Annotated in this window: 21 protein-coding genes and 2 pseudogenes; 8 read left to right on the top strand and 15 right to left on the bottom strand. The window is 56.1% G+C overall.

The features are described 5' to 3' along the window. Positions 1-53 precede the first annotated feature (53 nt). Positions 54-1,010, bottom strand: coding sequence for an aldo/keto reductase (locus AC1AUD_RS06490; protein ID WP_476573233.1), 957 nt, complete (start codon positions 1,008-1,010; stop codon positions 54-56). Between the two features lie 6 nt (positions 1,011-1,016). Between AC1AUD_RS06490 and AC1AUD_RS06485 the strand changes: the two genes are divergently transcribed. The 3 genes from AC1AUD_RS06485 to AC1AUD_RS06475 all read left to right on the top strand — a co-directional run bounded on the left by AC1AUD_RS06485 (position 1,017) and on the right by AC1AUD_RS06475 (position 2,150). Continuing rightward, the gene (locus tag AC1AUD_RS06485; RefSeq protein ID WP_476573231.1) at positions 1,017-1,565 is read left to right on the top strand and encodes a macro domain-containing protein; all 549 of its coding nucleotides are present in this window, start codon (positions 1,017-1,019) and stop codon (positions 1,563-1,565) included. Between the two features lie 70 nt (positions 1,566-1,635). Beyond that, positions 1,636-1,893, top strand: a complete 258-nt coding sequence (locus tag AC1AUD_RS06480; RefSeq protein WP_476573229.1) for a DUF4160 domain-containing protein — start codon at positions 1,636-1,638, stop codon at positions 1,891-1,893. 8 nt (positions 1,894-1,901) lie between these two features. Further along, positions 1,902-2,150 (top strand): DUF2442 domain-containing protein, encoded by a 249-nt coding sequence (locus tag AC1AUD_RS06475; protein WP_476573227.1) that lies wholly within the window; start codon positions 1,902-1,904, stop codon positions 2,148-2,150. Positions 2,151-2,254: 104 nt separating this feature from the next. Here the strand turns inward: AC1AUD_RS06475 and AC1AUD_RS06470 are convergent, their stop codons facing one another. From AC1AUD_RS06470 to AC1AUD_RS06455, 4 genes are all read right to left on the bottom strand, one after another. Continuing rightward, entirely contained in the window at positions 2,255-2,560 is a 306-nt protein-coding gene (locus AC1AUD_RS06470) for a DUF2316 family protein (protein ID WP_476573225.1), read from the bottom strand. Positions 2,561-2,658: 98 nt separating this feature from the next. Then, positions 2,659-2,949, bottom strand: a complete 291-nt coding sequence (locus tag AC1AUD_RS06465; RefSeq protein ID WP_476573223.1) for an acylphosphatase — start codon at positions 2,947-2,949, stop codon at positions 2,659-2,661. A 280-nt stretch (positions 2,950-3,229) separates the two neighbouring features. Beyond that, positions 3,230-3,601, bottom strand: coding sequence for a type II toxin-antitoxin system PemK/MazF family toxin (locus AC1AUD_RS06460; protein ID WP_476573584.1), 372 nt, complete (start codon positions 3,599-3,601; stop codon positions 3,230-3,232). Next, positions 3,594-3,869 carry a hypothetical protein gene (locus AC1AUD_RS06455; protein WP_476573221.1) on the bottom strand — a complete coding sequence of 92 codons (276 nt, stop codon included), beginning with the start codon at positions 3,867-3,869 and terminating at the stop codon, positions 3,594-3,596. Before AC1AUD_RS06455 ends, AC1AUD_RS06460 begins: the two co-directional genes overlap by 8 nt. Before the next feature lie 156 nt (positions 3,870-4,025). Here AC1AUD_RS06455 and AC1AUD_RS06450 point away from each other — a divergent pair, with 156 nt between their 5' ends. From AC1AUD_RS06450 to AC1AUD_RS06440, 3 genes are all read left to right on the top strand, one after another. Next, the gene (locus AC1AUD_RS06450) at positions 4,026-4,700 is read left to right on the top strand and encodes an SOS response-associated peptidase (protein ID WP_476573219.1); all 675 of its coding nucleotides are present in this window, start codon (positions 4,026-4,028) and stop codon (positions 4,698-4,700) included. Positions 4,701-4,918: 218 nt separating this feature from the next. Further along, entirely contained in the window at positions 4,919-5,278 is a 360-nt protein-coding gene (locus AC1AUD_RS06445) for a hypothetical protein (protein ID WP_476573217.1), read from the top strand. Further along, on the top strand, positions 5,275-5,481 hold the full coding sequence (locus AC1AUD_RS06440) for a MarR family transcriptional regulator (protein ID WP_476573215.1): 207 nt from the start codon (positions 5,275-5,277) through the stop codon (positions 5,479-5,481). The genes AC1AUD_RS06445 and AC1AUD_RS06440 overlap by 4 nt, the downstream gene beginning before the upstream one ends. A 107-nt stretch (positions 5,482-5,588) precedes the next feature. Here AC1AUD_RS06440 and AC1AUD_RS06435 read toward each other — a convergent pair whose 3' ends face one another. The 3 genes from AC1AUD_RS06435 to AC1AUD_RS06425 form a co-directional block, all read right to left on the bottom strand. Then, positions 5,589-5,876 (bottom strand): type II toxin-antitoxin system RelE/ParE family toxin, encoded by a 288-nt coding sequence (locus AC1AUD_RS06435; RefSeq protein WP_476573213.1) that lies wholly within the window; start codon positions 5,874-5,876, stop codon positions 5,589-5,591. A 9-nt stretch (positions 5,877-5,885) separates the two neighbouring features. Further along, positions 5,886-6,155, bottom strand: coding sequence for a type II toxin-antitoxin system RelB/DinJ family antitoxin (locus tag AC1AUD_RS06430; protein WP_476573211.1), 270 nt, complete (start codon positions 6,153-6,155; stop codon positions 5,886-5,888). A gap of 165 nt (positions 6,156-6,320) precedes the next feature. Beyond that, the gene (locus AC1AUD_RS06425) at positions 6,321-8,129 is read right to left on the bottom strand and encodes a hypothetical protein (RefSeq protein ID WP_476573209.1); all 1,809 of its coding nucleotides are present in this window, start codon (positions 8,127-8,129) and stop codon (positions 6,321-6,323) included. Here AC1AUD_RS06425 and AC1AUD_RS06420 point away from each other — a divergent pair. Beyond that, positions 8,129-8,662: pseudogene (locus AC1AUD_RS06420) on the top strand (SOS response-associated peptidase). The gene AC1AUD_RS06425 and the pseudogene AC1AUD_RS06420 overlap by 1 nt on opposite strands. Before the next feature lie 117 nt (positions 8,663-8,779). On the opposite strand, the gene AC1AUD_RS06415 reads toward AC1AUD_RS06420, so the two are convergent. The 6 genes from AC1AUD_RS06415 to AC1AUD_RS06390 are packed head-to-tail and all read right to left on the bottom strand — an operon-like array spanning position 8,780 to position 21,717. Then, on the bottom strand, positions 8,780-10,267 hold the full coding sequence (locus AC1AUD_RS06415) for an ATP-binding protein (RefSeq protein ID WP_476573207.1): 1,488 nt from the start codon (positions 10,265-10,267) through the stop codon (positions 8,780-8,782). Further along, positions 10,260-12,626: a KAP family P-loop NTPase fold protein gene (locus AC1AUD_RS06410; RefSeq protein ID WP_476573205.1), complete on the bottom strand. Its 2,367-nt coding sequence runs from the start codon at positions 12,624-12,626 to the stop codon at positions 10,260-10,262. Before AC1AUD_RS06410 ends, AC1AUD_RS06415 begins: the two co-directional genes overlap by 8 nt. After that, positions 12,623-15,667 (bottom strand): restriction endonuclease, encoded by a 3,045-nt coding sequence (locus tag AC1AUD_RS06405; RefSeq protein WP_476573203.1) that lies wholly within the window; start codon positions 15,665-15,667, stop codon positions 12,623-12,625. Before AC1AUD_RS06405 ends, AC1AUD_RS06410 begins: the two co-directional genes overlap by 4 nt. Before the next feature lies 1 nt (position 15,668). Next, positions 15,669-17,684 carry a site-specific DNA-methyltransferase gene (locus AC1AUD_RS06400; protein ID WP_476573201.1) on the bottom strand — a complete coding sequence of 672 codons (2,016 nt, stop codon included), beginning with the start codon at positions 17,682-17,684 and terminating at the stop codon, positions 15,669-15,671. Continuing rightward, positions 17,677-18,453, bottom strand: a complete 777-nt coding sequence (locus tag AC1AUD_RS06395; RefSeq protein WP_476573199.1) for a DUF4391 domain-containing protein — start codon at positions 18,451-18,453, stop codon at positions 17,677-17,679. Before AC1AUD_RS06395 ends, AC1AUD_RS06400 begins: the two co-directional genes overlap by 8 nt. Before the next feature lie 3 nt (positions 18,454-18,456). Continuing rightward, positions 18,457-21,717, bottom strand: a complete 3,261-nt coding sequence (locus AC1AUD_RS06390; RefSeq protein ID WP_476573198.1) for a helicase-related protein — start codon at positions 21,715-21,717, stop codon at positions 18,457-18,459. An 88-nt stretch (positions 21,718-21,805) separates the two neighbouring features. On the opposite strand from AC1AUD_RS06390, the pseudogene AC1AUD_RS06385 reads away from it, so the two are divergent. Then, positions 21,806-21,916 (top strand): annotated as a pseudogene (locus AC1AUD_RS06385) (MerR family transcriptional regulator); the annotation flags it as partial. 339 nt (positions 21,917-22,255) lie between these two features. Here AC1AUD_RS06385 and AC1AUD_RS06380 read toward each other — a convergent pair. Further along, positions 22,256-22,424: IS3 family transposase (locus AC1AUD_RS06380; protein ID WP_476573582.1), on the bottom strand; the 169-nt coding region annotated here is incomplete at its 5' end.

Raw genomic sequence — 22,424 nt, 5'->3', positions numbered from 1 at the left:
CTTGCGCGCTTCTGCTTTTACGGGTGTCTATATGTATTTATGTATACGAAGTCTCACAGCCAATCCAGCGGAACCCGCTGACGGGGCGCGGGGAACGCGGCGTCCAACTGTGCAAGGTCGTCGGCATCCAAGCGCAGCGCCGCCGCGCCGGCGTTCTGTCTGGCGTGTTCGGCAGTCGAGGCCTTGGGAATGGCGATGGTCATGCCGTCACGCATCGCCCATGCGAGCAGGATCTGCGCCGGTGTGGCATCGCGGCGCCGCGCCACATCCGTCACGGCCGGCGAATCCATGAGGCCGTGGGTCAGCGCGCCACCCTGCGCGAGCGGACAGTACGCCATCATCGGCATGCGTCGGGCCGTCATCCAGGGTTTCAGTGTGACTTCCACGCCGCGCGAACCGAGATGGTAGAGCACTTGGTTGGTCGCGCAGCCGGTGACGGCGGCTTGGACCTTGGTGCCGTCGGCAACGCCGTCAGCGCCACCGTTGGCACTGCGGCAACCGTCGAAGGCACCGTTGCCGAGAACGTCCCGCTGCGCCGCCATGAGTTCGTCCATATCCTCCATATCGAAATTGGACACGCCCCAACGCCGGACCAGCCCGTCAGCTCGCAGCCCCTCCACGCATTCGACTGTTTCCGTCAACGGCACGTCGCCGCGCCAATGCAGCAGATACATGTCGAGATAGTCCAATCCGAGCCGTTCCAACGATCCCGCCAGACTGGCGCGGATCCGCCCGCGCCCGGCATTCGTCGGCAGCACCTTGCTCACCACGAACAACTCGTCGCGCCGCACGTCGCCGTTCGCGGCACGCAACGCCTCCCCGACCAATTCCTCGGCCGCCCCGTCGCCATACATCTCGGCCGTGTCGATGAGCCGCACACCACAGCGCAGCGACTCCCCCAACGCGTCCAATTCCTCGCCGCGCCGGGCAGGATCCTCCCCCATATGCCATGTCCCCGCGCCCAGCGCCGGCACGTGCGCGCCATCCGGCAAAGTCACCTCATGCATCATAGGGGCATGATAGATCCGGTCGGGTCGTGGATTGATCCCAGCTCTCATAATCGCGAGGAAACCCCGCTGTATAGAGTGGGCAGCATGGGTTTTGCCATCGAATATGCGGATATCACGACGCTCGCTGTGGATGCAATCGTCAATGCGGCGAACACCGAATTGCTGATGGGCGGCGGCGTGTGCGGCGCGATTTTCCGCGCGGCCGGAGCGCGGCGGATGCAGGAGGCCTGCGATGCGCTCACGCCGATCGCCACCGGACAGGCCGTTGTCACGCCCGGTTTCGATCTGCCGGCGCGGTTCGTGATCCACACCGCCGGCCCGGTGTGGCGCGGCGGCGGACACGACGAGGAACGATTGCTGCGCTCCTGCTACCGCAATTCACTCGATTGCGCACTGGAGAACGGTTGCCGTTCCGTTGCTTTTCCGCTTATCTCCGCCGGCATCTACGGTTACCCGCGTGATGCCGCGCTCGCCGTCGCCCAGGATGAGATCAAGCGTTGGCTTGCCGAGCCAGGGCACGAACAGTTGGAAGTCATGCTGGCGCTGCTGGGGTGAGATGAGCACAGGCAAACAGCTTAGATTCAACCGGTATAATCGACGGAGATGAGAAAGCGAGGTGCTCGCGATGCCTGTAGTAAGTATGTTCTTCGGAATCATCATCACCATGAATATCGACGATCATGTGCCACCGCATGTTCACGCAAAATATCAAGGGCACGAGGCCTCATTTACCTTTGACGGCAATCTTTTGGCCGGCGATTTCCCTCGTAAACAACGCAAACTAGTAGAAGCATGGGTCTTATTGCATGCCGAGGAGCTTGAAGCCAACTGGGAGCTCGCCGCTAATTTCGAGCATCCCTTCAGAATCGCACCATTGAGCTAGGAGATGGCATGCCAATTGACTATTCAGTGAAGGTGACGGAATGCAAGCCGCTACCGGGATATAAGCTTCATGTCACATGCTCGGACGGCGCTTCAGGCGTGTTCGACATGTCGAAATACATTGGACGCGGAGTGTTCAAGGCCATTGCCTCGCCTGATGTTTTCAATAGCGTTCGCGTCGCATTCGGCGTGCCGACATGGCCCGGCGATGTGGACATCGCCGCAGAGCGTGTACGCTCAGATATGATGCCGGCATAGGGAAATGGCTAAGACCGAGCTTCCACAGCCCGCGACTGCTGCTTTTTACCGCCGCTGATGGCAAAATGATTCATTTGAGTTATACGCAGACTCACCGTGTCATACTATTCGTCAAGTAGCATGGCCGCGATGCGGCTGGCGTCGAGGAACCAGTAGCCGGCGGGGTCGCCGGCGAGCGCGGTGAACGGCGCGAGTTCGATGCCGCGCCGCTCTGCTTGATCGATCAGGTATGCGCGCAGCACCCACACGTCCTCAAGCTGGCGGACGTGTTTGAGATTCATGATGTCCTCGATGCGGCTGGCGCTTACGCCAAGGTCGGCCGCCGCATCCGAGGGCGACAGTCCCAGCAGTTCGAAATTCCGCGCGAATTCACACCGTGTCGCCGCTTTCTGCGCCATGCTCAATGACATATCGGTTCCCTCCTCGTCGTCCGATTCATGCGCCGGGCATCCGGAAAGCTTCTGCGGGTCTCAGCCGAAGCTCTTTCGCTACGATAGTCCATCGTTTTTTAGCCAATCACACGAAAATCCACATCGCCCACCAGCGCGATACGTGATGTTTTGACGGACTCGACACGCGAGTACCGGGGACCGACGTGCAGCCGCACGACAAACGATTCGACATCCTGAGTCAACCCCTGCGCCTCAGCTTCGACGCCTCCGTCGCGCAGGTTGCGCACCCATCCGGTCAGCGCCAGTTCGCGGGCCGCACGGTAGGCGAAATACCGATATCCCACGCCCTGTACCAATCCATCCACGCGGATGTGAACACGAATCGTCGCGCTGCCATCGTCACCCATGGCGCCCATTATGGCACGGCATGTTCGTGGATAGCACGTTGTTATTCAGGCAAAGTTCGCCACCAGTCCCAACAGATATGGCTTGCAGATCAGCGCTTCCACCACAGATTTGTTTTTCTCCCATCCGGAAGAGAGAATGCAGCTGGTCTTGCCAGTAATACGACAGGGCTTCCAAGTGCCGGGGTTATCCCCGGCGTCTTCGTATCACTGGGAGATGAATGTCGTTTAATGACACACGTCTTTCCCATCGTCTAGGAACATACCAACGCCGATGGCTCAACTACAGTTTCACAGCACCTGACTGTTGGGCATCGCGCAGTCCACGAAGGACACGCATGGCGTCGGATGGAGTCAACCTCCCGTATATGGGCGTATCATCCCACACGATATCGTCCGCAGTAATACGAGCGACTTTGTCGCAGCGAACCACGCAGGGCTTCCGTAGGCCAGCAGCATACCAATCCAGTATCGGGACGTCATGAGGTGCATAGCGCCATGTGTTGCCTGTGATTTTCAACATTAGCGCATAAAACCGACCTTCGCGCTCCTGAATCACCAGCGCCGGGCGCTTCTTGGACTGCGCTGGATCGTCCTCGTACGGATATCGGACATGCCAGACCTCGAACCGACGCGGTTCGAAACGCTCAGTCATCATTCACCCAATCACGCGGCCAGACATGCGCACCTGTGGCTGCGTCCGTCTTAGGCTCGACGATGTTCAGCTTCGACTCATCAAGTGTGAACACCGGATACCCGTCCTCATCGACCGGCATGGAAGCATTGGAAATCGCGAACGATTCCACATATGAAGTGAGCATCTCGTCAGGCGACACTCCGCAATCATGCGCATAATTCATGAAACGGGCCAACGCATCGTCGCTGACGCTCATAGGGCGCGGCGCAAACGTCACATCTGTCATGGCTTGGCTCCTTTCACATTGAAAACATTTCGTTGGTTTCATTGTAGTCAGCCTGCCAAGCTTTCACCGCCGGACAGATCGCTTGGATAACGTCCACAAGCCAAATCAAACTTGCGAGAGATACCAGCAAAGACCACGACCAAAGGAATGACAAGCATGTGCGGAAGATTCACGGCGGCACTCGACTATGGCCAGCTGGCACAGCGGCTCAATGCCAGAATCGAGCCGGGTTTGCCATCCCCGTCGTGGAACATCGCGCCGACACAAACCGTCGCACTGATCGCACAGGATGAGCGCGGCATCCGTCACCTGGCACCCGCCTATTGGACATTCATTCCGTCATGGGCGGCATCATTGAAGCTTGACTATCCCACCCATAACGCACGCATCGAAACCGCATTGCTCAAACGCACGTTCAGCGAGGCCGCGCGCAGCCATCGCGCCATCATCCCCGCGTCGGGATACTACGAATGGGACCGCCACAAGCAGCCGCACTACTTCCATGACGACGCGCAACCGACGCTGTTTCTGGCTGGTCTGTACAACTGGTGGCGGGCGGACGACCGCTCCCCTTGGCTGCTGACATGCACGATCCTCACCCGGCAAGCCGTCGGCGACGCCGCCGAAGTCCACGACCGCATGCCCGTGCTCATCGGGGGCGATCTCATCGACGCATGGCTTGATCCCGCTTCCGATGCGGAGCGCGTCATGGATAATGCGAATCGGCAAGGCGCGGAGTTCTCCGGCCGGCTCAGTTCCCATATCGTCGCCAAGCTCAAGGGTGACGGGCCGCACCTCATCGAGCCAGATGAGTTCACGCTCAGGTTCTGAAACACTCAAGCTCTGACACGCTCAGGTTCCGAAGAAGGAAACCACATGAGCAGTCTTGGATGACAATGCCGAAGGAATGAGACGCCGCCCACACATCGACAGCACGATAATCGTCCGCGCTCAGCGCATCCCAATGAATCGACCGCCAAGTTCACAGACATACCGATTACCGCCACATTACCGCCAACTTTACCGCCATTGGCGGTAAAATACCTCATATGAGTTATACGCCGCCTTTCACCATCACCGAGCGCATTTCGACGCTCTGCATTGAAATCGCGGAGATGGTGGGGCGTCTTGCTCCCGATTCCAGTCTGAGCACCGACCCAGTGCTGCATCGCAAACTGCAGATCAGCAGCATCCATTCCTCGCTAGCCATTGAGCAGAATTCACTGACTGAGGAACAGGTGACGGCGATTCTTGGCGGCAAGCGCGTGCTGGGACCGGCCGACGACATCCGCGAGGTGGAGAACGCCGACCGGGCGTATGGCATGATTGATGGACTCGATCCTTATTCGCTGGCCGATCTGCTACGCGCCCACGGCACGATGATGGCGCCGGCGTCTCTTCGGGGGTGATTGGCGAGCGCAATGTGGCCGCCGCCACCGAAGACGCGTTGCTTGCCTTGATTGCCGCCCAGCCCGACATCACCGTCGCCCATATCGCCACGGAACTCGGTCTGCCACGCCGTACTACGGAGCGACTCATCGCCACGCTCAAAGACAACGGCAGACTCACCCGAGTAGGCAGTCCGCGGGCCGGTCACTGGCAGGTGCGGTAACACGCCAGTACAGCGTTATCCGCATCGTTGGCGTTTCGCATCAAGGGGATACGAACGGCGGCGATGGCCGCTATCGGCATTCGTGGACGAATTGGGTTCGCCGACGTTCACAACACCTCATCATGCGTGCCGGTGCGCAGAAAGACCGCGGTCCCATCATCGCGCACCCACAACGCCAGCCAATCCCCCGCATTGCCGACGTGGCATTCGATGACGCCATCCAATTCGCCCGTCAGCCTGTGCGCACGGTGACGCCGCCGAAGCGTTTCCTTGGATTCGCCGGTGTCTTCGAGCACCAGACGGATCACCTCTTTGAGCGGCTTGAAGTCGATATGCTTCTTCCGGAGCCGTTTGATGTCGCGCTCGAACGCATGGGTGTACTCGGGTTTGAGCATCGCCGGGCCTCAGATCCCCAACGAATCGAACATCTCGTCAGCGGTATCGAAACGAGGCCTGCCCTCCGCCAGCATGCCCTTGGCCTCATCAAGCGATTCCCGGGTCTCAGAAGAAACCCCGTGGTAGGACAGATTCAACGGGATGCGTCGCTCCCGCACGATCTGACGATAGAACGCGCGCGTCACGCTGGAAAGGTCAAAACCGAAATCCTCGGCGATGCGCGACGCCTTGCCTTTGGTATCCGCATCCACACGAACCGTCACCGACGACATGCCCATACTCCACCTCCAGCCGACTGACGTAAGACATTGCATGGATATTATACATCTCTACGATCGTTGACGTAAGACATGCCATTATCTCAGACGCACCATCGGCGCCCCATTTGTCGTAAACGGCGGCATAACCACCAGCCCCGGTAGGAAACAGATGCGTTCCATGACTTACTCCTGGCACCGCAACGCGGCGAGGCGGGCTTGCATGGCCGCGCGCCGGGCCGCGGGAACTCGCTTGGATCTGATGCCTTTGCTCAGGGCTGCCTTCTGCACAGGCAACGGCACCATGCCACTGTCGAACACCGCCATCGCGTCGTCGAAGCGTTCGATCAGCAGCGCGCCGAAATACGATTCCTTCGCCAGCAGGATGTCGTTCTGGGGTTCGATTGGCGAGCTGTCCGCCGGCACCGTGAGCCCGGCCACCAGCGTCGCCTGTTCCGGGGCGAAGGCGCTATCAACCAGGAAGTGGCGCGCCAGTGCGAGTGCGACGAACCGCAGGGTGTACGGCTCGGTCATCGCGTCATGCGCGGCCCATCGGCGCAAATACGGCCATGCGATCCGCGGCTCGACTCGCAATACCGGCACGCTGATGGCGTCGCAGGTCTTCCGCTCTCGCACATGCGGCAGGAACGCATCCAGCAACCGGCAAATCTCGTCCACGGACAGTTGGGAGGAGAGCCGGCTGATGAGCATCGCGTGCAGCAGGTCCTCTTCGAAATACAGGTGCGGCAGATCGTTCAGGAATTCCTCGCGTTCGGCAGCTTGGGTCGGGTCGTCGGACTTGGCCCACTGTCTGGCGAAGCGTTCGAGCTCCTTGCGGTCGATGCCCAGCACCTCGTCGGGGTCGATGAATTGCATGACCTCGTAGGCCGCGCCCCAGCTTTCCGGGTCGGCCATGAGGTCGAGCCTGTCGAGCCACGGGCGCGGATGGCTGGTGTCGTGCCGATATGCGCGGATGCGTTGCGCGGAGGCGAACGCCTCGTTCGGGCAACGCCCGTCGAGCCGCCGGTGCGGCAGCAGGTTCCAACAGTCGACGAACCAGGAGAAGAACGCCTGGTAGGTCTCATCATCATCCTCGAAGGGCAGCCTGCCGTCATTGTCGGCGAACAGGCCGTTGAACACGTCGAGCGGCGGCGTGCCGTCGTCGCCGTGGATGGCGTCGCATATATCCCACCAATTTGGCGTGAGCCCGTATTCGCTCCTGTACCGTTCGTATCGCTGCTTCAATTCGCGCCGCCGCGACAGCAGACGTTGCCATTCCTCACGGCTGTGGCGGTACCGGCGTTCCTGCGGTTTGGATGCCATTGTGGCGAATTTCGAACCAAGGACGATGCCGTCGCCATCGTCACCGTCGTCATGCCTCCCATAGGCCTGCCGAATGAGATCGAGGAAACGCACCAGTCTGCCGTCATAGCCCTCGCGTATGGCCCGCCGCATGCGTTCGGTCGGGCGAATCGGAAACTCGCTGACGGGGTTGCCGGCCATATACCACACCCCTCGGATGCGCACCAACCGAGCCGACAGCATGCCGGAATCGGTGCCATCCAACTGACCGCTGGCCGACACATCGAAGACGTCATAGCGTTCGCCGGTATTGGCGTCCTCAAGGTGGACGAGGTGCGTGGTCGCGCTCGCGCCGACGATCCAGAAGGTGGAGATGTGCTGGTTGCGCACGGCTTCGAGCACATCGGCACGGTCCTGCGGATTCAGCCCACTGTGCGCTGACGGCAACGCGGCCCAGATTTCCAGCGGACATGCGCCGCCTTCGCCATCCGGCCGATGGTCGAAGAGCAGCCATTCGTTGAACAGCCGTCCCAGCCACTCTGCACGGTCCGACCCGCCGGCCGGGTCGAAGTCCGGGTTGACTATGCTGAAGAACAGTCTGACGGCGTCGCTCAGCCATTCGCCATGCGCAGCCGAACACCATTCAAGCGCGTGATGGTAGGCCATGAACGGCCGCTCGGATATCGAAGCCATTGATTCATCGTATCGTAATCTCACTTGCAGTACCGTCAGAATCCTTGGAAGCGAGGACGGATGATTCGACGGCGCGCGTCGAAACCGCACTGCGCAAACGCACGTTCGGCGAGGCCGCGCACAGCCATCGCGCCATCATCCCCGCGTCGGGCTATTACGAGTGGGACCGGCGCAAGCAGCCGCACTACTTCCACGATGACGAGCGGCCGACGCTGTTGCTGGCCGGCCTGTACAACTGGTGGCGTGCTGGAGCGGAGGCGGGCGGCGACTCCCCCTGACTGCTGACCTGCACGATCCTGACCCGGCAGGCCATCGGCGATGCCACCGAAGTCCACGACCGCATGCCCGTGCTCATCGACGACGACCTCATCGACGCCTGGCTTGACCCCGCTTCCGACGCGGAGGGAATACTGGATGAGGCAAACCGACAAGGCGCGGAGCTCTCCGCCCGGCTCAGCTTCCACACCGTCGCGAGCCCCAAAGGCGACGGCCCACACCTCATCGAACCGGATGATTTCACGCTCAGGTTCTGAGAGATCTGACGGGCCCTGATCAAGGGAACGCATCCGGAAGGCGGACACCACGTCATTTCGACCAAGTGAGCGAAGCGAACGCGCGGAGAAATCTCACTGCGACCCCCGCCCCTCTCCCTATTTCCTGAAAATATACCGTGTGCTGCGACCACTTCCAATCCGTCGGACAATTCCCATATCAAGCAACTCGTTGAGCAGAATCAACGCGCGTCTGTCCTGGAGGTTCAGCTCGCTCTTGACCTTTGCCGTGGTCACCTCATGATCCCGTTCAAGGATCTCGACAATTTCCCGATGCTGAGCGCTCAGTTTTTCAAGCGTTCGCGAATCCCGCACTAATCCCGCATTAATCCCGCACTCAACGTAAGAATCCCGCACTAATCCCGCATCTTTTTGTGCTGAATGCATATCGTCTTGAGGGTCTTCCTCAAGACGACGATAGATATTGACCCGCAGATCGGTGTCACCACCAAGGAACTCCGGCTCTCGCAATCCAGCTTCGCGAACCTCCTGCATGATGCGCAGGATGCCACTGCCCCAATGCTCGATCAGTCCCATGTATTCAAAAGCAGATGCCAAGGCCTCGTTGCGAATCTTGGAATAGCCCTGCTTCATGCGCTCGATCGTCTGCCCCATCGGAAGTCGGCCAGGCGAAGTCACTTCCAACCGGTTGTCATACACGGCGACCTGAATGCTGGAATGGTCGACGTAGCTGCGATGCACCACAGCGTTGATAATGAGTTCGCGGATGGCGGCGGGCGGAATTTCGTACGTATTCTGTCGGTACACGCCTTTGAACGTCGCGCCCATATGGATGTTCCGCAGCACATACTGATATGCCTGCTCGATGAGCTCCACCGGCGTGCCAGTAAACTCACGTCGATCCACAAACACAGCTTTTGTTGCGCCTTTGAAGACGCCACACTGGATCACCGACCGGACAGATTCATTCCCAGCAAGAATGGCGAAGGCATTCGTCGGCATCAACTCACCATTGCGCTCGACCAGCACACCCCACGAAACCAGCTGACGCTTGGTCACCGGTTTTACGGACGCAGCATCTTTAGCATTGGCACAAGCCGTTTGTGTCAAGAATTCGCATAGTTGCTCGATGTCGGCGTCTGTAACGCTCAATCCGAGACACGGCACCTGATCGAAGCTCTGATTGCTGCCTTCAAACAACAGTTCCTTGATGGTTTCTGCATCGGCTTGGCGCGTGGTTCCGGCGACACGAACGAAAACGCCGGCATCGCGCCCAAGAGACTTGATGTAATACGGCCGCTGCAGTCCAGGGGTAATCTCCGCCACGATTACGGTCTTGCCATCGATGTCACGCATGGTGATGTCGGGAATGATCATCGGCTCGCAACTGTCCACGATGGCATTAGAGATGGCATCCATTACCGTGAACACTTTGTTCTCGGGAATGCCAACTACTCGGAGAGTCTGGTCCTCGACGCCGAACACCAAGCTGCCGCCCTGGCAATTGGCAAACGCCACCGCCGTCTTCGTATAGTTGATGCTATGCGAAGGCGGGGTGAGCTTGTACTCGATGTTCTTAGATTCGCCGGAGAGCAATTCCGCTACACTTCTATACTTTTCATTCATCGGTTACACCTGTAGTTTCTGTCATACGATCACTTGCAGAAGCCAATTTCTCGATATCACTTAGCCACTGTTCGACTATCTCTGGATCGACCGATACAATTCCATCCTTTAAGATCGTTTTCTGCTCAATACAACTCGCAACAACTACCATCTTCTTCAAATAACGCCGAGTGACATGCTCCCTCATCTCAGAAAACTGAACCTTGGAGAAGACACACGAGTCTAGATACTTTTCTGGAATATAATTCTTCACCGAAGTATCCAGAATCCATTGAGAATCTAGTCCACTTGATGTCGCGAATAAGGCAGCCACCTTGATAGCTTGTTCCTCTGACAAGGATGCGGCAGTCTTGAGATATTGATCACATTTCTCTTTTGAAACATATTTCCAGAATGAAAGAAGATCAATAATCGCGTATTGGGACAACTCGAAAAGATCGACGTCTTCCTCAAACCATTCGTCAACACAATGAACAAAACGCTGGATAATCTTATCTCGTTCTGCATAGGCATCCGCTAACCCATTTCGTAAGAATATGGTACTCCCCGCCCCATAAAAGCTCAGAGCATTCCCCGCCTCAGGCTGCGCAGATTGCAAAATTCTTACTCGTAGCAATAGTCGATTGATAGGTAAAGCACCCTCACAAGCGAAGAAATCACAAGTTTGTTGAGGCGGCAGCAAACTCAGCAAAGCACATACTGCCTTCTGGATGTTCCGTTCTTTCTCCGGGAAGGACGGCCAGTTCTCGTCATCCTCTTCAACAGCTAAACACTGTGGATAACTCAATTCATAATAACCGAGAAGTCTTTTTAGGCGGTCTTCGGACAGATTCTTTGACAGTTTAGATATAAGATCAACAGTCTCATTACGAAAAGCAACATCACTGTTCTTATCCGTCAACTCATTCATCTTGAGAAAATCAATGGCGACTTGCCTGGAAATATTATTCCCAATTCCAGCTTGGAAATACGAGGGAAAGGACTTTGACACTGATATCCGTCTCGTCTCTGGATCACGATTCGAATCAATGGATGAATTACCATACTGAGCAGCATCGATAGCCGGGAATAAAACTTCCAACATACCCATACGACGGTCACATTCCTCAGGTGAAGGCTTTGTTCCTCGAATTGAGACCTCGGATAATGCTTCAGTAATATGCTCTAGCTTGTTTTCTAAATCCTGCCTTTTCTTTGAGGAATTGTCAAGCAATTCACCCCTATGCCAATAAATCCATTCATAGAACCGCTGATCGAATAATTCGATGCATACGATACATAGCAACTCAGCCAAATTAACTTCGTTGTAAAGCAATCCAGTGAGTTCTCTGAACGCATTGACTATGCGGTTCACATCGCGCAATGTATGAATGAAAGGCTTTACACAAACTTCGAGTTGACCCCCCTGTAGAAAATAATTATCTTGCTGAGAAACTGTTCCGAACTCACTGCTTCCCGATATAGCGTTTACCTGATCCAGCAAGTCCTTCCACAACAATTCCTCCGGAATTTCCGGAAGACGTACCGGAACTTGCACAATCTTCTCAAGATACTGCTGTCCTCTTCCAGCTTGAGAAACACGATTTAATGCGTTCCCAACAATCTCTCGATCAAAGACCGGCACATACACTACTCTTGGCAAATCGCCAACAGACTTTAGACACTTGAACAATGCGGCAATATCACAATCATCCAGACGATCAATCTCATCAATAAATACTACGATTGCATCGCCCTCTGGCAATAATCGTAACTGACGAATTAGTTCTTCTCTCGCTTGACGTAATGGCTTAGTTGCATTATCAACTGGCTTGATGGCATCAGAAACCCATTTCAACGATTGGGATATGGCCTTCAAAATACCCGTACGATCAACATTCGCAGCAATTTCCACGGCTTTTGCTGCACCGCTAATCTGCTCAGCTCTCTTTCGCTTATCTGCTTTTTCTTCAGCGGCCCAACCGCCACTCTGCTCGTCTATCGCGTCTCGAATTGCCGAAAACAGCAGAGATACCACATCACTTGCATCCGAGAACATCCAAGGATCAAATTCAACTGTAATAAGGCTAGAGTAGGCCGACGTCGATTTACTTTCTCTAAGAATCCGAGCAGAGCCAGCCCATTCCTCTGTCAACATCTCACTAAGCATGTTCTTGGCAGATGTCTTGCCACTTCCCCAAGGACCTTCCAAGCTAACAACCAAGCCCTCAGTATCAGACACCGACTGTCTAATAAGACGTGCGATGCCGCGAAGAAAATCTACACGCCCAAAACGATCTAGATCAGCAATAGGCTTATTATCAGCCCTGAGTTTGCTCAGTGGCGCATCACTTGAGAAACCATTTGTCATACTCATCATCCCATTACCTTGTCGTGTTTGGTGCCGACGATGTATTCGAGGTCGGGGAAATCCTTGGAGAGCTCTGCGAAGTGAATCTTGGCGCAGTCGATCTTGGATTGTTCCTCGGGACGGGTGTTGGCCTGCCCCTTGGAACCTCCCTTGGTTTCCTCGACAAAGTAGACCGTTTGCTTACCTTCTACGGTACGCACATAGGCCCAATCTGGATTGTAGGAACCGAACGGCGTATCCACGATGAAGGAATCCGGCAGCTTGGTGCAGAACGGCACGTCGTCGTCACGGTCAAGCTGCTGCGCAAAGGGACGCTCGATGGTCGTGGAATCGTAGACGACATGATCGTACAGCCACTTTTCCAAGTGCGACGGCACGAAGGCGTTCTGCCCGAGATAACCCTTCATATGCTCCGGAGACAGCACATTGATCCCGTACCATTTGTCCTCGGGCAGCTTGGAATACGTGATGCCCTTCGGGATCACCATTCGCTTGGCCTTGTCAATGGCAGCAGCCACCTGCGTGATGAACGTCACCGGATTGATGGCGAATTCATCCAATCGTCCGCAGCCTTCGAGGATACGCTTCAGCGTCTTCCGTGTCAGGCCGACGACATCCTGTAGCTCAGCGATGGGATCGGGCAGGTCGTAGGCCAAATGCTCGCTGGTCGCAATCAGCGAAGAATGCTCGTCGCCGACACTGACACCTGCATCATCAATGTCCAGATCGCTACGATAGCTGCGGATCTGCAGTGGCTCGATCTTCTCCATCTGCTGAATCTTGGCAATGGATTCCGCGATCAAAGCGTCCGTGTCCACATGCAGCTCGAACTTGGTGCGAGGCCTGATCCGTCTCCATAGCTCAAGGAATGCCGCGTTCTCTTCGGCTGCATCCCGCACATGCACCTCAACCTCTTCGGCTTTGTTCCTGACCGGCAGTTTCTCGGCCTTGTGCGCGATGACCTGCTCGATCTGCCCACGCATCGGCTCGAATTCCTCGGGCAACGCCAGCGAATGGGACTCGATCTGACTCTTGAGCTCTTGTTGGATGGCGCCCTTCTCATCGATGAGTCTCTTATCAGCCAGCACTTCGTAGAGCGTACGCGAATTGTCGAAGCCGAACAGTTTCTCGCTCTGCTCACCATCCACGACAAGGCGCAGGTTGGTGAACGATTCGGGCGTGAGCACGCCGAATTTGAAGCCTTCCTTTTCGAACTCGTTTTGCAGGCCGTCGGCGAATTCCTTGTAGGATTCGTTGGCGATCACCGTCAGTGTGTTCGCTTCGGGATCGAAGCAGCGCTTGCCGCTCTGATCCACGCACAGGCGCAGGCCGCGGCCGATCTTCTGCCGCTTGGTCATGGTGTCCTTGGTCTCCACCAGTGTGCAGATCTGGAACACATTCGGGTTGTCCCAGCCTTCCTTCAACGCGGAATGGCTGAAGATGAATGCGTAGTTCTTCTCAGGGTCCTTGCCATCGGGGAAGGAAATCAACGTCTCTTTCTTCCGCATGATGAGCTGGAAGGTATCAGTGTCCGCCGCCGTTCCACCATTGGTGTCTTTGAACCGCCGTTTCTTGTCTTCGGAGAAATACGCGGTTCGCACTTCCTGCGGATCGTCGATCAATTTGACGCCGGCCTTCTCATACCGACGCCGCCACTTGGCGCTTGATGTCAAATCGCGGTATTCCTCGTCGAACATACGGGCGTATTCGCCGTCCGCCACACCGCCGTCATCCAGGTACTCGCGGTATTTGCCCACCTTGTCAATGAAGAACAATGACAGTACCTTCACGTCGCGAGGCCACATCTCCAGCTGCCGTTCCAGATGGTTTTCGATGGTGCGGCGAATCTGGGCGCGTTTGATCAGTGTCTGGTCGACATCACCCTCGACCTCGCCAAGTTCCAGATAGGTGCCGTTCTGGAATTCAATGGATTCCTGCCCCTCGGCGGTGTCGATGTTGCTGACGATCCATCCGGCCTCATAATCAGTGTTCTCGCCACTACGCTCGTAGAGGTTGGAACCGACTTTGACGGTGACAGCCTTGCGCTTCTGACTGCCATCCTTTTGCCGGACATCGATGGTGAGTTTGGCCTTGTATGGATCGGTCTCCACTTTGTCGAGCCGTACATACGAGCCATTGAGATTGGCCTGCGCCAGCACCGAGTCCACGCAGATGCCTTTGACCAGATGCTCTTGGAACGCATCGACTGGGGTGAGCCGGTAGATCATGTTGTATTTGTCTTTATGCGTGGCGGAATAGCGCAGCACGAACAGAGGGTTGAGACTGCGAATCGCCTTCTTGGCCTTGGCGGTGTTGTCCACGCTCTGCGGTTCGTCGATGATGACGATGGGATTGCATTCCGCGACCATTTCCTGCGGGGAACGACCTCCTGCCAGGTTCTCGCTTTTGCGATGGAACAGGTTGGATTTGTCCTCTTCGCCGGATTGGTCGAAGGCTTTGTTGAATGCACCGATGTTGATGATCATCACCTGGATCGACGAGCTCATGGCAAAGTTGCCGACGTTGCCCATGTCCTTCGAGTCATAGACGAAGTAGTCCAGCGGCACGCCGTCATATAGGGTGCCGAAGTGCTCCTTCATGGTTTCGAAGGATTTGCGCACGCCTTCGCGGATGGCGACGGATGGCACCACGATGATGAATTTGGTCAGGCCATAACGCTTGTTGAGTTCGTAGATGCTGCGGATATACACATAGGTCTTGCCGGTTCCCGTCTCCATTTCGATGGTGAAGTCACGCAGATGTCCATCGGTCAGTGCCTCGGTTTTGGGCAGGCAGTTACGCTCTTGGACCTCGTGAAGCGAATTGACCAGCTGACGCTCGGAGACACGGAGGGTATTGGCGAAGCCGATTTTGATATTGTCTTCGCCAACGCCCAGCTCCTCCAACCATTGTTCGGAAGCGCCGAGCGTGAAACGGCCCGTTCGGAACTGTTGGTCCTTGAACAAATCGACAGTCGCATTGATTGCGGCGATCTGATGCGGCTGTTCACTGGAGTATTGGAATTTCAAGCCTTCGTTGGACTCCGTCATATCACACCGTCCGCAGTTCGATTTCGTCGCCGTCGGCCATGGCACGGCCGAAGATGGATTCGGCGTTGAGCTTGAGATTGTCGTCAAGTATCTCGTCCAGCATGAGCACGCGACGCGGACGCTCCTGCAACGCGGCGATCTTCTCCAACACCGGCACGGTCAATCCATCGTTCAGGCAGCAGATCAGCTCACCCTTGGCCACGGACACACAGTGGTAGCCGTCGATCTCCATGTCCTCGATGGGCAGGGACAGATCCAGTCCCCAACGCAACATCGCCTCGAAGAGAATGTCTTCCTTGGAACGCCCATCCTTGGTGATGCGATCCAGCAATGCCACAGCGCCGCCTGATTGCGGACGCTCAAAGTTCGAGGTATCCAACGATAGCACACGAAAGCCAAGGTCAGGCATGTGCTTGGTATCTCCATCCAACGCCGGTTGGCTCTGGGCCTTGTCAACAGATTCACGGACAACGGCCCCCGCACGTCGAATGCGTTCCTCGCCCAAATCACAAAGATTGCCGTATTCGCCGGAAACGAGTTCCGGAAGCTGCACCAGAATATACCGGCGATGACCGCCATCCTCGGCGTTGGCCTGCATCAGCGCGTCAGCGGTGGTGGCGGAGCCGCTGAAGAAGTCCATGACCAAGTCGTCTGGGTTCGTGGCGATGTCGATGATGCGGCGAAGCAGCCTAGTTGGCTTGGGGGTATCGAACGGCGCGTTGCCGTCGAACAGCTTCTTGACTTCCTTCTTCGCCTCATCGGTGTGGCCGCATTCCGCATGAGGCCAGAAGTTTGTGGGCAAACGACCACCGACACTGTCAAGATAGGTCTTACGCGCTATTCCGCCCAACCCATTCTTCGTGAAATAGAATCGCGGCCACTGTCCTCGTTCAAGCACCGTTTGCGCCTGTGCCTTCGATTCCTCAAACGGCCGGGCAAGGACTATAGCCTTGACTCCAGAACGCACATCCGAAGCTGAGATGCCGCAGACCTCGGCACGTTTAGCATCGTCATGCAGATCTTCCAGCGTATACTCGCACCATCCGTTCATATACTCGAGCATCTGGTCCTGTCCAAAAGTCCAGCACCGGCCAATAGCCGGATAAAGGAACTCACCCGTGAACGGATGCTGAATGGCGTAGACCATGCCCTGATGCGTGGCAGCTCCGGGAGCAAACGGATTGTCGCTTCTCCAGGACTGCGCATCATTGTCTGGATTCTTGTATTTGGCATCCATTTCAGCGGTTCGAGCGAGTTTGTTTGGATTCCAACCGGGCATCTTGCTCCACACCAACAAATGTTCGACCTCGGAGGGTATCCCCTGAGCATCGTTTCTCGGCGCGTACGTGCGCTGCCACGAGATGTCCGCCACAAAACATTGCTCACCGAATAGTTCCTCGCCGATCTTACGCAGCGTGTGCAGCTCGTGATCGTCGATGCTGACGAAGATGACGCCATCATCGTGCAACAATTCGCGTGCCAGCCGCAGTCGCGGATATATCATCGAACACCAGTTGGAGTGATAGCGTCCGTCGGTTTCGGGGTTGGCCTGGCTTTCAGTCTGCGTCTGTTCCTTGTAGTTCTGGATGGAATCGCCGAAGCTGTCCTTGTACACGAAGTCCCCACCCGTGTTGTACGGAGGATCAATGTAGATGAGCTTGACCTTGCCGTGGTAGGAACGCTGGAGGAGCTTCAGCACCTCAAGGTTGTCGCCTTCGATGTAGAGGTTTTTGGTGGTGTCCCAATTGACGCTTTTCTCCCGCTGCGGGCGCAGTGTCGCCGTGGAGGGAGTCTGGGAGAGACGGATGGCATCACGCTTGCCCGGCCAAGTGAAGGCATAGCGTTCAGGCATGTCATTGATTTCGCCGCCTAGAATCTCTTTGAGTTTATCGAAATCGATGTGACCATCGCCTTCGGTGCAGATCTCGGGGAATAGCTGGCAGAGTTTGTCGATGTTCTCCTGCGTAACATCCGGGGAAGCGGTGGGCAATGGTTGCGGCGTCGTTGCTTCAGTCATGGCATAGCTCCTTGATGTGGTCCACGATGGACTGTGCTTCTTTTGTTTTACCTGATTCCAATACGCGAAGGTCGGCGGACTCGCCCAGTGTCGTGTCCTTGTCCTTGCGCTGTGCGCGCAATCGTCGAATCTCTCCGTCCAGTTGCTTGAGCTTGCGCAAGTTGCCGCGCACCTCATCCCGATGCATGAGATCGATTCGCGGCATGAATCCGAGACGCTGATACACCTTGCTGAAGGCAATCACATCCAGCATGCCACGGGTATAATCCAGCAAATCATTCTGCGGCAAACGGTCAAAGGCAAACACAGGCCAGAATCGTGTCGTGTCTGCGCTCACAGGCTCCAATACTGCGGTCGATTCCACGTCCTCGACAACCGTCGCACTTGCTTCCGCCATGCTTTTGCGTTTCAGAGCGACCGACACCATTCGCCCTCCAAAAGAATCAGCGAGTCTCATCAGCAGCACCGTTGGATTAGGAAATGCCCGGTGCAGGATCAACGCCAACTCGGTCGCACCGTTCCAGGTTTCCAACAGACAATCGAGATACACGACCGCACGAATGTCGAACATGTCATCGACATGCGGCAGTATGCCGGCACTGCTTTTGCTCACGGTGGCGTAGAAGGACAGCTCTTTGAGGTCACGCAGCTGCTGCTGTTCATGCTTGCTTAAGCCGGCACGTTCGACCAGCACCGTCTTGTGGATGCGTTTGCCTCCGACAAGAGCTTCCTGCGGCAAGCCAAGGTATCTATTCCACTCCACGGCCATCGCTTACCTCATGACCACGAACGAGATCAACGAATAGTCATCGAATCCCAGGTTAGCTGCCGAACCACCAGGCTCTCCCAAATCGAACAATGAATCGATAACCGTTTTCTCCTCGACGCCGGAAATGCGACGCACGGCGGACTCGAGCAACCGGGTGTACGTGCTCATGTCCTGCCCATCGTCGGTTTCCCTGTTGAACTTGTCGCACAGTTCCTGTGAATACTCGCCCTTACCTGCACACACGCCACGCATGATGTCCAGCGCCGCCTTGGGATGGGTGTGGACGGTCGCCACCTGACCGTCGATATTCACCGCCACCAAGCAATACGGGAACGTGGGGTTGGAGCTCCTGGAACCCTTGGACTCATCGTTCTGCTTGAGACAGAAGACCACGCCAGGCTTGATATCATCCTCCAGATTCGTGGGAATATTCACGACCGCATGGAGCCCCAGTGGTGACTCTTCCAACTTCCCCGGGTGAGCATCCATATACCGCTTGAGCTCCACGCGGAAATCGTCAAGCGCGAAGTCGGTAATGGAGATGTTGCCGGAGATATCCTCCAGATCCAACACCTGGTGCTGCAATTGCTGAAGCTGCTGCTTGCGATACAGCAGATCGTTCATCTCATCGTTGCGTTTGCCCTCCAACACGTTTTCGTCGCCAGTGGCGGAGGCATCGAGCAGCACCATGCGCCCCTTGACCCGGCCTTCGAGTTGGATGTATTCGTCCAAGTCCATGTCCGGCCAGAAGTCGACCAACTGTATGCACTTGTTCTTGGAACCAAGTCGGTCCACACGGCCGAAGCGCTGGATGATACGCACCGGATTCCAATGGATGTCGTAGTTAATCAGACAATCGCAATCCTGGAGGTTCTGACCTTCGGAGATGCAGTCCGTGGCGAAGATGATGTCGATCTCGCCTTCGGCTCGTTTGTCGGCACTCAGTTCCTTGGAGATCGGTGAAAAATGGTCGAGCACGTTCTCGAAGGTGGTGTGGGTGAGCTTGAGTGTGGACCTGGTTCCGCTGGCACCCGTCACCAAGGCGCAGTCGATGCCATAATCGTTTTTCAGCCCTTGTGCCAGAGTGTCGTACAGGTATTGGGCCGTATCGGCAAAGGCGCTGAAGATCAAGACCTTACGGTTGCCGGTGTTATACGGCGTCTTCTCGATTTTGCCCTGAATGAAGTCGCTCAGATCGATAAGCTTCTGATCGCGGTCGGGAGTGATGGCCCTGGCATAGCCGAGCAGCCGCTCAAGCAGATCGATGTCGCCCTGCAATTCCTCCCGGACCTTGATGGCGTCCACATCGCGCAAATCGATCCGCACCTTGCCTGCGGCCATGAATTCGTCGGCATCATCCTCCTCGTCGAAGGAGTCGATCAGTGTTTGGTCATCGAACATGGACAAGCCAGACGAGCCGATCTTGCACAGTTGCCCTTGAAGCGTGCGTGCGCCCTGCAGAATATGTTCCAGCGACAGACGGAAGCTGGCTATGCTGCTTTCCAGTCGTTTAAGCAGGTTCACCCGCATCAATCCGGCGATGGCACGGGTGCGGTCTCGCTGGGATTGGAAGTTCTTGCCCCATGAGTCACCGTACTGTTCGACGTATTTGGCCTGTTTGTCGGCCCGCACATAGGACAGCAGCTGGTATTGCGGGAAACGCAATGCCGCGATCAAATCGTTGAGATCGGCGATGGGAGGAAGTTCGTTCTTCGCATCGATCCGAGAATGCTTGGAAATGGGCTGCAACCGTTCGGGGAACCGATTGCCGCCATCGGCGTTGTAATACTTGGCGATGTGCTTGCGCCCACGCGCGATGGTGAAGATGTCCAGCAATTTGAAATAGTCGCCATTGAGCGTATCCACGAAGGACTGCGTCGTGCGCCGCTCTTCCGGAAGTTTGCTCCATTCCTTGAAACGCTGCTGCGCGGTTTTCGTCACCATGTTGATGCTGGGGATGCCGTCGGTTTCGGCCAGATAGGCGTCATCGTCCTCGGTGATGATATCCAGCTGATTGCGCAGGTCAAGCAGTCGGTTGTTCACCGGCGTGGCCGACAGCATGAGCACCTTGGTGCGCACTCCTTTGCGTACGATGTCGTTGAGCAGACGTTCATACCGCGATTCGGTTGTCGTGTCGGTAGGACGGTTCCGGAAGTTATGCGATTCGTCGATGACCACCAGATCGTAGTTCGACCAATTCAACGTTTCGAGGTTGATGTCGCCGCTTTTGCCGCTGCGACGCGACAAGTCGGTGTGGTTAAGCACGTCGTAGTTGAACCGATCCTCGGCCAGGATGTTGCGGGTGTCATTGGACTTGTACTTCGTCCAGTTCTCACGTAGACGCTTCGGGGCCAGCACCAGCACACGGTCATTGCGCAGCTCGTAATATTTGATGATGGCAAGCGCTTCGAAGGTCTTGCCCAGGCCCACGCTGTCGGCGATGATGCAACCCTTGTATTTCTCCAGCTTGCGGATGGCTCCCACCACACCGTCCTTCTGGAAGTCGTAGAGACGGTTCCACACCACGGTGTCCTCGAAATTGAGCCCCGGCTTGATAGGATCGTCATTCTCGTCATCGATGAAGTCACGGAAGATATGGTAGAGCGTCAGGAAGTAGACGAATTCGGGAGCGTTCTCCTTGTACAGTGTCTCGATCTGCTTGACGACTTGATCGGTCACATCCTCCAACAGGCTTTGATTGTCCCACAGATTATTGAACAGTTGCAATTGCGCTTGGGACTCAGCCGTGGTCTCATAGTGGGTGATTGAGGAAATGACCCCGGGCTTGCGTTCATAGCCCAGGCCTTCGAGGGTGAACGGCGCATTGAAACTGGAAAATGCCTGATTTCGGCCGCCAGGATTCTCCACGCAATACACCGAGCCGGTCTGTAACTGCTGCGAGCGCCTCACCGACTTGAACTGCGCATGCCATTGCAACCACTGGGCACACTCATGTGCCAAGGCACGCTGACTCATGTTGTTGCGCAGCGTCAACTCCAGGTCGACACCGCCCACACCCTGCTCACGCGCCCTGCGTGACAGCACGAACTCCTTGGGCTCCTTCGCATCGGCCATGTGCTTGACAAAGGTCGGCTCGTTGAAGATGAACCGCAGACCTTCAACCTCTTGCAGTTCCTCACGCATCTGGCCATACGCGAAGATGGTGAAGTACGAGGCAATGATTGACAGTTCGGCACGGGGATCAACCGCCTCTTTCAAAGCCTCCCCCAGCCTCAAAGGACCCACATTGTCAAGCAAACGCATGATGTTTATTCTAACGTCTTTCAAAACTTTTCTATGAGTCCAAATACTAGCCGTTGTAAAATAGCTGGCAAAGAATCAAGGAGTCACGATGCCATATCCAACCAACATGGTCACTGCACTGACCGGCGTGTCTCCTCATCAGCTTCGTCGTCTACGGCAAAAGGGCGTTATTCATCCGCAAAAAGATCCTAACGATGGCAGCGCATTCCTGTATTCGTTTGAGGATATCCTTACCCTTCGCATTTTCGCTAAATTAAGGCCATATGTCTCTGCACAAAAAATAGACAAAGCTTTTCAGGAATTTCAACGTCTTGTGAGCACAGAGCAAGGCGACAAGCTTTCCGCACATCGCTTCGGCACTGATGGCTCCACCATCATGGTCGACGACGAGAACAGCGCCTTGGATCTTGTCCGACAGCCTGGCCAGGGCACGGTGTTCACTTTCGACCAAATGATCGACGATTTCGACAACTGGCGTGGAGAAAGAGTCCCCAATCTTGAACACCCTAGAAAGAATCTGTCTATTGAAAAGGACTGCCTAGGTGAACTGCGCCCCGTTTGTTGGACGTTGTTTATTAGGATACGGGGGTCGGGCTGCGAGGGACATGTTCCGGTATTCCTCCGGGGTGTGTCCCTCGAGTCGTATCTGGCGTCGTTTGGTGTTCCAGTGGACGATGTACGCGTCCAGCTCGGTCTTGAACCGCTCG

The sequence above is a fragment of the Bifidobacterium sp. LH_730 genome, from assembly GCF_056355835.1.
Note: the sequence above shows the minus strand (reverse complement) of the source record. Positions and strands in the feature narration are given on the sequence as shown.

Coding starts and splice junctions, on each gene's coding strand:
- AC1AUD_RS06425 (WP_476573209.1), bottom strand. CDS start 8,129: ATGGCTTCGATATCCGAGCGGCCGTTCATGGCCTACCATCACGCGCTT.
- AC1AUD_RS06410 (WP_476573205.1), bottom strand. CDS start 12,626: ATGATGAGTATGACAAATGGTTTCTCAAGTGATGCGCCACTGAGCAAA.
- AC1AUD_RS06435 (WP_476573213.1), bottom strand. CDS start 5,876: ATGCTCAAACCCGAGTACACCCATGCGTTCGAGCGCGACATCAAACGG.
- AC1AUD_RS06395 (WP_476573199.1), bottom strand. CDS start 18,453: ATGGCCGTGGAGTGGAATAGATACCTTGGCTTGCCGCAGGAAGCTCTT.
- AC1AUD_RS06415 (WP_476573207.1), bottom strand. CDS start 10,267: ATGAATGAAAAGTATAGAAGTGTAGCGGAATTGCTCTCCGGCGAATCT.
- AC1AUD_RS06490 (WP_476573233.1), bottom strand. CDS start 1,010: ATGATGCATGAGGTGACTTTGCCGGATGGCGCGCACGTGCCGGCGCTG.
- AC1AUD_RS06390 (WP_476573198.1), bottom strand. CDS start 21,717: ATGCGTTTGCTTGACAATGTGGGTCCTTTGAGGCTGGGGGAGGCTTTG.
- AC1AUD_RS06465 (WP_476573223.1), bottom strand. CDS start 2,949: ATGGGTGACGATGGCAGCGCGACGATTCGTGTTCACATCCGCGTGGAT.
- AC1AUD_RS06400 (WP_476573201.1), bottom strand. CDS start 17,684: ATGACTGAAGCAACGACGCCGCAACCATTGCCCACCGCTTCCCCGGAT.
- AC1AUD_RS06475 (WP_476573227.1), top strand. CDS start 1,902: ATGCCAATTGACTATTCAGTGAAGGTGACGGAATGCAAGCCGCTACCG.
- AC1AUD_RS06470 (WP_476573225.1), bottom strand. CDS start 2,560: ATGTCATTGAGCATGGCGCAGAAAGCGGCGACACGGTGTGAATTCGCG.
- AC1AUD_RS06450 (WP_476573219.1), top strand. CDS start 4,026: ATGTGCGGAAGATTCACGGCGGCACTCGACTATGGCCAGCTGGCACAG.
- AC1AUD_RS06445 (WP_476573217.1), top strand. CDS start 4,919: ATGAGTTATACGCCGCCTTTCACCATCACCGAGCGCATTTCGACGCTC.
- AC1AUD_RS06485 (WP_476573231.1), top strand. CDS start 1,017: ATGATAGATCCGGTCGGGTCGTGGATTGATCCCAGCTCTCATAATCGC.
- AC1AUD_RS06455 (WP_476573221.1), bottom strand. CDS start 3,869: ATGACAGATGTGACGTTTGCGCCGCGCCCTATGAGCGTCAGCGACGAT.
- AC1AUD_RS06460 (WP_476573584.1), bottom strand. CDS start 3,601: ATGACTGAGCGTTTCGAACCGCGTCGGTTCGAGGTCTGGCATGTCCGA.
- AC1AUD_RS06405 (WP_476573203.1), bottom strand. CDS start 15,667: ATGACGGAGTCCAACGAAGGCTTGAAATTCCAATACTCCAGTGAACAG.
- AC1AUD_RS06480 (WP_476573229.1), top strand. CDS start 1,636: ATGCCTGTAGTAAGTATGTTCTTCGGAATCATCATCACCATGAATATC.
- AC1AUD_RS06430 (WP_476573211.1), bottom strand. CDS start 6,155: ATGGGCATGTCGTCGGTGACGGTTCGTGTGGATGCGGATACCAAAGGC.